This is a genomic window from Methylobacterium sp. FF17, from assembly GCF_025813715.1.
Lineage (GTDB): Bacteria > Pseudomonadota > Alphaproteobacteria > Rhizobiales > Beijerinckiaceae > Methylobacterium > Methylobacterium flocculans.
Genome location: NZ_CP107532.1, coordinates 1,221,045 through 1,233,456, shown reverse-complemented (window position 1 = coordinate 1,233,456; position 12,412 = coordinate 1,221,045). Strand labels below are relative to the sequence as shown.

8 protein-coding genes are annotated in these 12,412 nt (G+C 65.9%); 7 read left to right on the top strand and 1 reads right to left on the bottom strand.

The window, feature by feature from the left end; genetic code table 11:
* The first annotated feature begins 5 nt into the window (after positions 1 to 5).
* From OF380_RS05605 to OF380_RS05590, 4 genes are all read left to right on the top strand, one after another.
* Positions 6 to 341, top strand: a complete 336-nt coding sequence (locus OF380_RS05605; RefSeq protein ID WP_264049776.1) for a DUF1467 family protein — start codon at positions 6 to 8, stop codon at positions 339 to 341.
* Positions 342 to 760: 419 nt separating this feature from the next.
* Positions 761 to 2,086, top strand: a complete 1,326-nt coding sequence (proS, locus tag OF380_RS05600) for a proline--tRNA ligase (RefSeq protein WP_264049775.1) — start codon at positions 761 to 763, stop codon at positions 2,084 to 2,086.
* 8 nt (positions 2,087 to 2,094) lie between these two features.
* Positions 2,095 to 3,399, top strand: a complete 1,305-nt coding sequence (locus OF380_RS05595) for a lipoprotein-releasing ABC transporter permease subunit (protein WP_264049774.1) — start codon at positions 2,095 to 2,097, stop codon at positions 3,397 to 3,399.
* A 32-nt stretch (positions 3,400 to 3,431) separates the two neighbouring features.
* Positions 3,432 to 4,145 carry an ABC transporter ATP-binding protein gene (locus OF380_RS05590; RefSeq protein WP_264049773.1) on the top strand — a complete coding sequence of 238 codons (714 nt, stop codon included), beginning with the start codon at positions 3,432 to 3,434 and terminating at the stop codon, positions 4,143 to 4,145.
* A 9-nt stretch (positions 4,146 to 4,154) separates the two neighbouring features.
* Here OF380_RS05590 and OF380_RS05585 read toward each other — a convergent pair whose 3' ends face one another.
* Positions 4,155 to 5,402, bottom strand: a complete 1,248-nt coding sequence (locus OF380_RS05585) for a nucleotide disphospho-sugar-binding domain-containing protein (RefSeq protein ID WP_264049772.1) — start codon at positions 5,400 to 5,402, stop codon at positions 4,155 to 4,157.
* 560 nt (positions 5,403 to 5,962) lie between these two features.
* Between OF380_RS05585 and dnaE the strand changes: the two genes are divergently transcribed.
* The 3 genes from dnaE (at position 5,963) to OF380_RS05570 (ending at position 12,359) form a co-directional block, all read left to right on the top strand.
* The gene (gene dnaE / locus OF380_RS05580) at positions 5,963 to 9,460 is read left to right on the top strand and encodes a DNA polymerase III subunit alpha (protein ID WP_264049771.1); all 3,498 of its coding nucleotides are present in this window, start codon (positions 5,963 to 5,965) and stop codon (positions 9,458 to 9,460) included.
* Between the two features lie 433 nt (positions 9,461 to 9,893).
* Positions 9,894 to 11,336 (top strand): Ig-like domain-containing protein, encoded by a 1,443-nt coding sequence (locus OF380_RS05575; protein WP_264049770.1) that lies wholly within the window; start codon positions 9,894 to 9,896, stop codon positions 11,334 to 11,336.
* Between the two features lie 6 nt (positions 11,337 to 11,342).
* Complete coding sequence (locus OF380_RS05570) at positions 11,343 to 12,359, top strand: VCBS domain-containing protein (protein ID WP_264049769.1); 1,017 nt, start codon at positions 11,343 to 11,345, stop codon at positions 12,357 to 12,359.
* Positions 12,360 to 12,412 lie beyond the last annotated feature (53 nt).

The following is a 12,412-nucleotide window of genomic DNA, read 5'->3' as shown; positions in this document are numbered from 1 at the left end:
ACCGGATGGGTCCCATCCTCAAGGCCCTCGCCGTCTCCACCCCCCGCACCCTCGCGGTGATGGCCGGGGTGGTGACCGTCGTTGTGGTTCTCGCCGTGAGCCTGTTCAAACTCACGGTTTTCGGGGCGCTGGCGCTTTTCTTCGTCGTCTGGTGGACGCTGCTCTTCGTGATCCTGCCCTTGCGCAACCAGGTGGAGGAGGATCCGGAGCGCATCGTGCCGGGGCAGGACCCCGGTGCCCCTGCTTTACCGCGTCTACGCGAGAAGGCGATCTTGACGACGCTCCTGTCGAGCGTCGTCTTCCTCCTGGCGATCCAAGTCTTCGAACTCGCGGGTCTCTGAGATTTAAGATCTTGAGCAGCCCGTTCCGGCCACGCTCAGGCATAAAAAAAGCAAGGCCTAAGCCTTGCTTTTGTAGAGATGGTAATCGGTTCAGCCTCGATTGTCTCACGCATTGCTGACGGCGTGGCGGCTGAAATTCCTCCCGAGACTCGGACCGTGGGGCGCCACTGCTTGGGCGGCGCGGCCATCACGGAGGCGCTTATAGGAACAACAATTCCCATTGTCACGTCCTTCGTGAGAAATTCTTGCGCTTTTCTACCGGACCGGGGGTTGGTCCCTCGGTGTCGATGCACGGTCTGACGGCGAAACGCCGACCCGGCGCCGGGTTTCATCCGGCTACGCTTGTGTTTTCCCGGTGCAATGTGTTGTGTGCCCGGGCGCGCCGCCGACCCGCTGGCACGCTGTTTCCAGGGCCTTCCATGCGTCTCTCCCGCTACTTCCTGCCAACCTTGCGCGAGACGCCCAAGGAGGCCGAGATCGTTTCCCACCGCCTGATGCTGCGTGCCGGTCTCGTGCGCCAGGAGGCGGCCGGCATCTATGCGTGGCTGCCCCTGGGCCTGCGCGTCCTCAACAAGGTCTGCGCGGTGATCCGCGAGGAGCAGGACCGGGCGGGCGCCATCGAGCTTCTGATGCCGGCGATCCAATCGGCCGAGCTCTGGCGCGAATCCGGCCGCTACGAGGCCTACGGCAAGGAGATGCTCCGCATCTCCGACCGGCACGACCGCGAGATGCTGTTCGGGCCGACGGCGGAAGAGGTCGTCACCGAGATCTTCCGGGGCAGCGTGCGCTCCTACAAGGACTTGCCGAAGAACCTCTACCAGATCTCTTGGAAGTTCCGGGATGAGGTCCGCCCGCGGTTCGGGACCATGCGCTCGCGCGAGTTCCTGATGAAGGATGCCTATTCCTTCGATATCGATCAGGCCGCCGCCCGACATGCCTACAACCGGATGTTCGTGGCGTACCTGCGCACCTTCGCAGGCCTCGGCCTCAAGGCGATCCCGATGCGGGCCGATACGGGCCCGATCGGTGGTGATCTGAGCCACGAGTTCATCATCCTGGCCCAGACCGGCGAGAGCGAGGTCTATTGCGACAGCCAGTACCTCGATTTCGAGGTTCCGCCCGTGACCACGGATTTCGAGGACGTCGCCGGCCTGCAGGGCACGGTCGATCGCTGGACCTCCCTCTACGCCGCGACCAGCGAAATGCACGAGCCGGCTGCTTTCGCTGAGGTCTCGGGCGACAGGCAGATGGCCGCGCGCGGCATCGAGGTTGGGCACATCTTCTATTTCGGCACGAAGTATTCCGAGCCGATGGGCGCCAAGGTCACGGGCCCCGACGGCGTGGAGCGGCCCGTTCATATGGGCTCCTACGGCATCGGCCCGAGCCGCCTCGTGGCGGCGATCATCGAAGCCTCCCACGACGAGGCCGGTATCATCTGGCCGGATTCGGTGGCTCCGTTCGACGTAGCCCTGATCAACCTCAAGACCGGGGACGCCGCCACCGACGCCGCCTGCGCGGAGATCCAGACGACCCTCGAAGCCGCCGGTCTCAGCGTGCTCTACGACGACCGCGACGAGCGCCCAGGCGCCAAGTTCGCCACCGCCGACCTCATCGGTCTGCCCTGGCAGGTCATCGTCGGTCCGCGCGGGCTGGCCGAAGGCAAGGTCGAGCTGAAGCGCCGCGCCGGGGCCGAGCGCGAGACCATCGCGCCGATCGACCTCCTCGCCCGCCTGAAGCGGGTCTGAGGCGCACCATGGCCGCAACCCTGACGGATAGAATGGCGGGGTTGCGCGCGCGCTTCCGGCGCGGGAGCACGCCGCCCTTCGCCGGGTTCGAATGGCTCATCGCCGGGCGCTACCTGCGGGCCCGGCGCCGTGGCGGCGGCGTCTCGGTGGTGGCGTTCTTCTCGCTGCTCGGCATCGCCCTCGGCGTCGCCACGCTGATCATCGTGCTCTCGGTGATGAACGGGTTCCGCACCGAACTTCTGTCGAAGATCATCGGCATCAACGGCCACGTCTTCGTCTCGCCCATCGACAAGCTGTTCACCGACTATGCCGACCTCTCCGATCGCCTGTCCAAGGTTGCGGGCGTTCGGGCGGCGATTCCCCTGGTGGAGGGGCAGGCCTTCGCCTCCTCGCCCTATGGCGGCGCCGGAAGCGGCGTGCTGGTGCGCGGCATCCGCGGCGAGGATTTGGCCAAGGTCGGCGCCATCGCCAGCAACATCAAGGGCGGCAGCCTGGAGGGCTTCGACGACGGCTCGGGCGTCGCCATCGGCCGGCGGCTCGCCGAATCGCTGGGCGTCCAAGCCGGCGACCAGATCAACCTGCTGACGCCCAAGGGCGCCTCGACTCCGTTCGGAACGGCGCCTCGCACCAAGGGCTACACCATCCGGGCGATCTTCGAGATCGGCATGACGGAGTTCGATTCGACCTTCGTGTTCATGCCGCTGGCCGAATCCCAGGCCTTCTTTAACCGTGACGCCGATGTCAGCCTGATCGAGGTCTACCTCGACAATGCCGAGACCGTGGCAGCCATGCGGCCCGATCTCGAGATGGCGGCCGAACGGCCGGTGCTCCTCACCGACTGGCGGCAGCGCAACCGGACCTTCTTCGGCGCCCTGGAGGTGGAGCGGAACGTGATGTTCCTCATCCTCAGCCTAATCGTCGTGGTGGCGACCCTGAACATTATCTCGGGGCTGATCCTGCTGGTGCGCGACAAGTCGAGCGACATCGCCATCCTGCGCACCATGGGGGCGACGCCCGGCACCATCATGCGGGTCTTTCTCATCAACGGCGCATTGATCGGCGTGGTGGGCACGCTGAGCGGACTGGCGCTCGGCATCCTCATCACGCTCAACATCAAGGGTATCCAGCGCGTGCTGTTCCCATCGGCGTGGGATCCCACGGTGCGCTTCCTCGCCGAAATCCCGGCAGAGATGAACGCCAATGAGATCACCGTGGTCGTGGTCACCTCCATCGCCCTGTCGCTGATCGCCACGCTGTATCCCTCGTGGCGCGCCGCCCGGCTCGATCCGGTGCAGGCCCTGCGCTACGGCTGAGCCCAGACCATCTCTGATATGCCAGGACATCCATGACCACGAATGCCGAGGCGCCCGGCGCGCAGCCGGTCCCGGCCCTGTTCTTCGCCAAGGTGGAGCGCCGCTACGCGCAAGGGGCGGGTGCCCTCGAGATCCTGCGCCGGGCCGACCTCGCGATCTGGCCGGGCGAACTCGTCGCCCTGGTGGCGCCGTCGGGCGCGGGCAAGAGCACGCTGCTGCACCTCGCCGGCCTCCTGGAGCGGCCCGATGGCGGCGAGGTCTATATCGGTGGTACGCCCACGGCCGGCATGGCGGATGCCGAGCGCACCCGCCTGCGCCGCGAGGAGATGGGCTTCGTCTACCAGTTCCACCACCTGCTGCCGGAGTTCTCCGCCCTGGAGAACGTGGTCATGCCCCAGCTCATTCGGGGGCTCTCCAACCGCGAGGCACGGGCCCGGGCGACCGAACTCTTGAGCTTTCTCGGCCTGAAGGAACGCCTCGTGCACCGTCCGGCCGAGCTGTCCGGCGGTGAGCAGCAGCGCGTCGCCATCGCGCGCGCAGTCGCCAACGGCCCGCGCCTGCTGCTCGCCGACGAGCCCACCGGCAACCTCGACCCGCACACGGCGGCGCACGTCTTCGGAATCCTGGTCTCCCTGGTCCGCGCCTCCGGCCTCGCCGCGCTGATCGCCACTCACAACATGGATCTCGCCGGTCGCATGGACCGGCGCGTCACCATCCGGGATGGGCTCATCGAAGAAGTGGCGTGAAGCGGCGCCTCACGCTGCGATCATCGCCTCGATCCGATCGCAGGCCGAGGACACGCCGTTCTCCCCGGCCATGCGGGACCGGGCATCCCGGCAGCGCCGGCCCACCTCCGGTGATCCGAGCAGGCTATCGAGGGCTCGCGCCGCTCGGGCCGGGGTGAAGCGGCGGCGGCTCAGGGTGGCGCCGAGGCCCAGTCTCCGGACCCGCTCCCCCTCGTCGAAATGGTCGAACGCCACCGGCACGATCAGTTGGGGAATGCCGGCCGCGAGTGCCTGGGCCACGGTCCCGATGCCGCCATGATGAATCAGGGCCGCGCTCTTCGGGAGGAGCGCGCTCAAAGGCGCATAGGGTACCTGGATCAGGCCGTCGGGCAGGCGTGCCGGAATCTGATCCCCCTGCGGGACGATCAGGACGCCGCGCCGGTTCATGCGACGGCACAGGGCAATGGCGGTCGCAAAGAAACGCTGCCCCTGCCGCATCGCCGAGCCGTAGGTGAAAACGAGGGGGGCGGGTCCCCGCTCCAGGAAGTCGGTGAGCTCCGGGGTGAGCGTATCCGTGTCGCCCAGGTGATCGACGATGGGAAAGCCGGTCTGTACCACCTGGGGCAGCCAATCTGCCTGAGGCGCGGCGAACCAATCCGGGAACATCAGCAGCACCTCCGAAGGGCTGTTCCACCAGTGCCGAAGCCGCCGCACTGGGCCGAGGCCGAGACGCGCGCGCAGAGCGTTCAGGCGCGGCAGGGCCGCCGGTCCGATGACGTACCGGTCGGCGCCGCGTCCGATCCAGTGCCGGAGGCGCGAGGGCGCCAGTCTAGCGAGCCCGAAGCCAGGCAGGAGGGGGGCGGCGTGTCGACTTTCCACAAGGAGCGGCATGGCGTGGACCGTGACGACGGTCAGGTCGAGCTTATCCTGGGCGACACGCGCTCCGAGACTGAGGCTGGAGGCTACCACCAGGGTTTCCGGCGCGCGCCCCCGCCGCGCCAGCCACTCGTAGGTCTCCTCGGTGAGATCCGAGACTTGGGCGAATAACGCGGACACACCGCGTCGCGGATGCCAGAGGTCGGGATGGCGGATGGCACGGTCGTAGGCGACCGGCGTCCCGAGGGCGTGGAAGGCAATTCCGGCCCGTGCGGCCAGGGCGGCGAAAGGGGCTGGCGCCGCCAGAACGACTTCGCGCCCCCGGCGGGTGAGCTCGACCCCGAGCGCCAGGATGGGCAGGACATCCCCATGGGAGCCGATAGCGACGAGCTGAATCTGCATGTGGACCGACGCGGTGCGTGCTGGCCCCCCCGCAGTCGCGGTACCGTACCGTCCTGGTACTCGCGTCATCAAATCATGGAATCGCCCTATGTTTTGGAGTTTATTGGTAGGAACTACCCCATAATTTCCAGTTTTCAGCACAGGAATAACAAAAGCTTGCTGGATCTATGTAGCTCAGTCGGCATCGCGTGAGCGTATCCTGCCGCGGTTTACCCGACCGCAGGTCGCTTCCTGGCGAGCGAATCAATCGGCTGGGTCAGCTTTTGTTAACCACGACGTCAGCCAGACGATGATCGTACTTTACATAGAACAAAACAGGAACAAATATCGGCGCGTCAACGAAAGGCGATGCCCATGTTCAAGCGGATGATCCTGACGGGTGCGGTCGAGTTCCTGGCCTTCGGGCTGCTGGCGGTGTCCATTGCGGCCTGGGCTGTCGCACTCAGCCCGTTGCGATAGCGTTGCGGTGCGGGCACAGGCCGAAACTCTCCACAGCCAAACGGGAGGCGGACGGCGCGCCGGCATGGATTCGTTCACTGTGAATCGCTCAGGTGGATCCCATGGCGCGCATCCTCAAAGACCCGGCTTACGTCCACCTTCACGTCCATTCCTCGTTCTCCCTTCTCGAAGGCGCATTGAAGGTCGGCGACATCGTCAAGGCCGCGCTCGCCGACCGGCAGCCGGCGCTGGCGCTCACCGACACCAACAACCTGTTCGGCGCCCTCGAATTCTCCGAGAAGGCCGCTGGCGCCGGCATCCAGCCGATCCCAGGACTGCAGCTGACGGTCGCCTTCGAGGCGCCCGATCCGATGGCCCGCGTCGGCCAGGGGCAGGCCGGCACTGCCAATATCGTCGTGCTGGCGCAGGACGAGACCGGGTACGGCAACCTCCTGCGGCTGGCGAGCCGGGCGTATTTCGATGGTCCCCTCGGTGATGCCCCCCGCGTCAGCGTCGAGGCGCTGGCAGAATCCGCCGGCGGCCTGATCGCGCTCACGGGCGGCTCCACCGGCCCCCTCGACGCCGCCTTGCGGACGGGTCGGGTCGAACTCGCCGCCGGCCGCCTCGCGCAGCTCAAGGCGGCGTTCGGCGAGGACAACCTCTATGTCGAGATCCTGCGCCACGGCTTGGCCGACGAGCGCATGGTCGAACGGGAGTTGCTGCGGCTCGCCGACGGCAACGGCCTCTCGATCGTGGCCACCAACGAACCCTTCTTCGCCAAGGAAGGCGATTACGACGCGCACGATGCCCTGCTTGCCATCGCGGACGGGCGCCTCGTCTCGGACGATCGCCGCCGTAAGCTCACCCCACGCCACGGCTTCAAGACCCGCGCGGAGATGGGCCAGCTCTTCCACGACCTGCCGGACGCGCTCAACGCCACGGTCGAGATCGCCATGCGCTGCGCCTACCGCGTGCGCACCCGCAAGCCCATCCTGCCGAACTTCGGCGTCGTGGCTGCCCTCGATGCCGCCGCCCCCGAGGCCGAGGCGGCGCCCCCCCTCGACGAGCCGGCGGAACTGCGCCGGCAGGCCCAAGCCGGCCTCGAACTGCGCCTCGCCCAGCACGGCACCGCGCCGGGCATGGATGAGAAGGTCTACCGCGACCGCCTTGCCTTCGAGCTCGATGTCATCGTCGGCATGAAGTTTCCCGGCTACTTCCTCATCGTGTCGGACTTCATCAAGTGGGCCAAGGACCACGACATTCCGGTGGGGCCGGGCCGAGGCTCGGGCGCCGGCTCGCTGGTGGCCTGGTCGCTCCTCATCACCGACCTCGACCCGCTACGCTTCGGCCTGCTGTTCGAGCGCTTCCTCAACCCCGAGCGCGTCTCGATGCCGGATTTCGACATCGACTTCTGCGTCGAGGGCCGCGAGCGCGTGATCCAGTACGTGCAGCAGCGCTACGGCGAGCGGCAGGTGGCGCAGATCATCACCTTCGGTACGCTGCTGGCGCGCGGCGTGCTGCGCGACGTCGGTCGCGTCCTGGAGATGCCCTACGGGCAGGTCGACAAATTGACCAAGCTCGTACCGCAGAACCCGGCCAATCCCGTCACCCTGGTCCAGGCCATCGAGGGCGAGCCGAAGCTGCAGCAGGCGATCGAGGAGGAGCCGATCGTCGCCCGCCTCATGGAGATCTCGAAGAAGCTCGAGGGCCTGCACCGGCACGCCTCGACCCACGCCGCCGGCGTCGTCATCGGCGACCGCCCCCTCGAACAGCTCGTGCCGCTCTACCGCGATCCGAAGACCGGCATGCGGGTGACTCAGTTCAACATGAAGTGGGTCGAGGCCGCGGGCCTCGTGAAGTTCGACTTCCTGGGATTGAAGACCCTCACGCTGCTTCGGTGCTGCACCGACCTGCTGGCGAAACGCGGCATCATCGTCGATCTCGCCTCACTGCCGCTGGACAACGAAGCGACCTACGCTCCGATGAAGCGCGGCGAGACCGTCGGCGTGTTCCAGGTGGAATCGGCTGGCATGCGCAAGGCGCTGGTCGAGATGCAGGCCGATCGCTTCGAGGACATCATCGCCCTGGTGGCGCTCTACCGTCCGGGCCCGATGGCCAACATCCCGGTCTATTGCGAGCGCAAGCTCGGGCGCGACGCCGGCAACGAGGCGAGCTGGTATCCGCATGAGAAGCTGGAGCCGATCCTCAAGGAGACCTTCGGCATCATCGTCTACCAGGAACAGGTGATGGAGGTGGCCAAGGTCCTGGCCGGTTACTCCCTGGGCGAGGCCGACATGCTCCGCCGCGCCATGGGTAAGAAGATCAAGGCCGAGATGGACGCCCAGCGCGATCGCTTCGTGAAGGGCTGTGTCGAGCGCGACCTGACCAAGGCCAAGGCCAACGAGATCTTCGACCTGCTCGCCAAGTTCGCCGATTACGGCTTCAACAAGTCACACGCCGCCGCCTACGCGCTGCTGACCTACCAGACCGCCTATCTCAAGGCGAACCATCCGGTGGAGTTCCTGGCTGCCGCGATGCAGCTCGACATCGACGTCACCGACAAGCTCGCCGAGTTCCGCCAGGATGCTCAGCGGCTGAAGATCACCGTCGAACCGCCCTCGATCAACGGGTCGGGCGTCAACTTCGAGGTGCATGAGGGGCGCATCCACTACGCCCTGGCGGCGATCAAGGGCGTGGGCCGAGGCGCCGTCGAGGCGTTGGTGGAGGCGCGGGGGCAGCGTCCGTTCAAGGACCTCGCCTGCCTGGCGCGCCGCCTCAACCCACGCATGCTCAACAAGCGCACTCTTGAGAACCTCGTGGCGGCCGGCGCCATGGACTCCATCGAGCCCGACCGCGCGCGCGCCTGCGCGGCCATCGAGCCGATGATGAAGCTCGCTCAAGGGGCGGCGGAGGCCGCGAGCACGGGCATCGACGACATGTTCGGCGGCGTCACGGCCGCCGACGTCACCCTGCGGATACCGGCCTACGATTCCTGGCCCATGGCCGACAAGCTCAAGCGGGAATACGAGGCGATCGGCTTCTTCCTGTCGGGCCATCCGCTGGACGAGTACGGCGATCTGCTGGGAAAGCTGCGGGTGCAGAGCTGGGCCGAGTTCTGCCGGGCGGTCAGGGCCGGCACCACCAGCGTCGGCCGCGTCGCCGCCTCCGTCCTCGACCGCTCGGAGCGCCGGACCAAGACCGGCAACAAGCTCGGCATCGTCATCCTCTCGGACCAGACCGGGCATTTCGAGGCGATCATCTTCTCGGAAGGGCTCGGTCAGTACCGTGAGATCCTGGAACCGGGCCGTCCCCTGGTGCTCCAACTCCAGGCGAACCTCGAAGGTGAGGATGTCCGCGCCCGCATCATGACCGCCGAACCCCTCGACGTGGCCGTGGCCCGGCACCAGAAGGGCATGCGCGTCTACCTGTCCGACGAGCGCCCTATTCCCAGCGTGCAGCAGCGCCTTCAGGTGCGCGGCGAGGGCGAAGTCTCGCTGATCCTCCTCCTCGACGGAACCCGGGAGGTCGAGGTCAAACTGCCGGGGAAGTACCAGGCCACCCCGCAGATCGCCGGTGCACTCAGGGCGGTGCCGGGCGTGGTGCAGGTCGAAGTGAATTGATCCCACCTCCGCTCGATCGAAGCGGAGGCGGCATCTTCCGGCCCGCGTAGCGCTCCGGAGAGCGCCCGTCCGCGTCGCGAAACGGCGCGCCGAGTCCGGCTGAGACCTTCGTGGGTGTCCGAGCGAGGCAGGCGATCACCATTGGTTCTCCCCGGCCTGTAACACCTCTGCATGAAAGTGTTCGGTCGTACCGAGATGTCGGCGAAACAAAACAGGCTCGAACGTATTGCCTTCTACTTTGGGCAGTACGGTATCGAGCTATGAGCGTCTTGACTCCAAAGGTTGAACATCAATTTTTCCGGGGGGCAGGTCCCTCGGGACGATAGATATTTCATAAATAATCATGCTTAACGATCGGTAGTCCGCCACATCGACTCAACTGTAAAGCTTTCATAAAGGGGGGCTTGCTTGTAGCGCGGGGAAGATTGTTGGAATGAGTCTCGTATCGATGACGGTTTCTCGCTCGGCTCAAGAGCCGGGCTGGGTGTTTTCTCCCTCGGATCAGCAGAGTCATTCCGCCCTGTGGCAGGGAACTGCTGTGCGCTACAGCTATTCAGACGATGCGAAGCCTGGCGTCTTGCAAAACAGCGCGAGCAACACGGACGACACCGGGGCGACCTTCAACACGTTTTCGTCGATGTCCGGTGATGTCAGCTTCGCGAGCTACAGCACCGTCGGCGGCACGGTAGCGGGCTCCAACATGATGACGCTGGATTGGCAGGGTGACGCGAGCGCGGTCATCACCCTCAATCAGGCGTGGAGTTCGACCCGTGGCATCGATGTCGCTCAGTTCAGCGGCACGTCGCTGGTGCTCCAGAACTGGAGCGATGCCTGGGTTCATCTCTCCGACAACATGGATCATGCGATCACACTGGACGGGTCCAAGCGGGGTGAGGTCGTTCTGGGCAACGGCAACAACACCGTGGTCATCGGCGCCGAGAACAACGACCCCTACTGGACGATCGGGTTCAAGGTCGTGACGGGTTCCGGGAACGATACGATCACCCTGGGGCTGTCCAGTCGCAACTATGTCGGCGACACCTACGATGGCGCCCTGACGAAGAGCTGGATCGATGCCGGGGCCGGCAACGACGTCGTGCACGGTGGGACGGGAGACGACGTGGTTTATGGCGGCGCTGGCGATGACCTCATCGATACGGGTACCGGCAACGACGACATCTGGGGCGGTGCGGGCCGGAACACGATCACGGGCGGTTGCGGCAACGACACCGCGCATTTCGCCGGGACCGCTGCGGATTACGAAATCGCCATCAGCAACGGCAAGGTCCTGATCGATGGCCTCGGCGAGAGGAGCACGCTTTCCGGCATCGAGCTCTTGAGCTTCGCCGACGGAACATCGGTTCGTGTGACACCGGGTGCGAGCAACGATCTCGTCCAGGTCGCCGCCGACGCCGCGACGCCGGAGCTTTCGACGGTTCTTCTCAGCAATGATCGCGCGATCGACGATTGCGATACCCTCCGCATCACGGCGGTCGACACCACGGGCACCGTGGGACGCGTCGCCTTCGATGCTGCCACCGGCCAACTGGCCTATACGGCCTCGCACCAGGCCGCCCTCGCCGAGGGCGAGCATGGGACGGATCAATTCACCTATTCGGTCAGTGATGGCCGGGGTGGCTTCAGCACCGCGACCGTGACGCTCGACGTCGTCGGTACGAACGATGCGGTGGTGCTGGGTTCCGACGCCTCGGGGCCGCACTCCATCGTGGAGGCTGCGAAGGTCACCGGCAGCGCGGCCCGGCAGTCCACCAGCGGCGAACTCCGCTTCACCGATGCCGACCTGTCGGACACACACGAGGCCACGGCCGGTCCTGCCAATTTCTCCTGGTCCGGGGGTGCCCTGGGCGTCGATTAGGTCGCGGTGCTGAGGACGGCGAGCGTCCTCGACCTGCAGGTCTCCGACAGCACGGGCACTGGGGCAGGCAGCGTTCAGTTCGCCTATGGCGCCGCCGACAAGACCTTCGATTTCCTGGGCAAGGGCGAGACGCTGACCGTCAGCTACGACGTGCGGGTCGCCGATGGGTACGGCTCTTCGAACACGCAGGCCGTCAGCATCCTGGTGACGGGCGCCAACGATGGCCCGGTGGCCCTGGCGGATATCGCCGGCGTCGGCCAGTGCTCGACGGTGAAGGTGGGCGCAGCCTCCGGGGTGCTGGCGAACGATCGGGATGCCGACCTGCGCGACACCCTTTCGGTGACTGCGATCTCCAACGATTGTGGAAGCTCGACGGTCTCTGCTGGTTCGGCAGGCACGTTGCGGGGTGATTACGGCACCCTGACGCTGAAGTCGGATGGGTCTTACGCCTACAAGACGGATCTGGCCGGCCTGATCAAGCAGGTGCTGAACTGCGATCTGGTGGCGCAGGACACCTTCACCTACACGGCGTCGGACGGAAACGGCGGGACGACCAAGAGCACGCTCACCATGACGGTCGCGAACCCCTTCCAGACCTACGTCCAGGGAACCGATGGCAACGACACGTTGTCAGCCTCGACCTCCAAGACGGTGGTGGGCAAGTTCTTCGGCCTCAGCGAATCCGCGATCCTCGATGGTGGAAACGGCAACGATACCCTCATCGGCGGCAACAATTGCGACGTGCTGATCGGGGGTGGCGGAAACAATCGGATGACCGGCGGCGGCGCTTCGGACACCTTCGTGTTCGGGAAACAGGCGGGCGCATCGATCGTCACGGATTTCAAGGCCGGCCTCGACGAGATCCAGTTCGACAAGGACGTGTTCAGCAACTTCGCCGCCGTGAAGAGTCATGCGGTTCAGGTCGGATCGGACGTGCTCATCACGGCGGACGCCGATTACACCATCACCCTGCAGAACATCGCCTTGAAAAACCTCAAGGTCGCCGACTTCCACTTCGCGTAAGCTCCGGCCGGTCCGTATGCGCGATGGCATACGGACCGACCACGATGAAGCGA

Coding starts and splice junctions, on each gene's coding strand:
- OF380_RS05605 (WP_264049776.1), top strand. CDS start 6: ATGGGTCCCATCCTCAAGGCCCTCGCCGTCTCCACCCCCCGCACCCTC.
- OF380_RS05575 (WP_264049770.1), top strand. CDS start 9,894: ATGAGTCTCGTATCGATGACGGTTTCTCGCTCGGCTCAAGAGCCGGGC.
- proS (WP_264049775.1), top strand. CDS start 761: ATGCGTCTCTCCCGCTACTTCCTGCCAACCTTGCGCGAGACGCCCAAG.
- OF380_RS05590 (WP_264049773.1), top strand. CDS start 3,432: ATGACCACGAATGCCGAGGCGCCCGGCGCGCAGCCGGTCCCGGCCCTG.
- dnaE (WP_264049771.1), top strand. CDS start 5,963: ATGGCGCGCATCCTCAAAGACCCGGCTTACGTCCACCTTCACGTCCAT.
- OF380_RS05585 (WP_264049772.1), bottom strand. CDS start 5,402: ATGCAGATTCAGCTCGTCGCTATCGGCTCCCATGGGGATGTCCTGCCC.
- OF380_RS05595 (WP_264049774.1), top strand. CDS start 2,095: ATGGCCGCAACCCTGACGGATAGAATGGCGGGGTTGCGCGCGCGCTTC.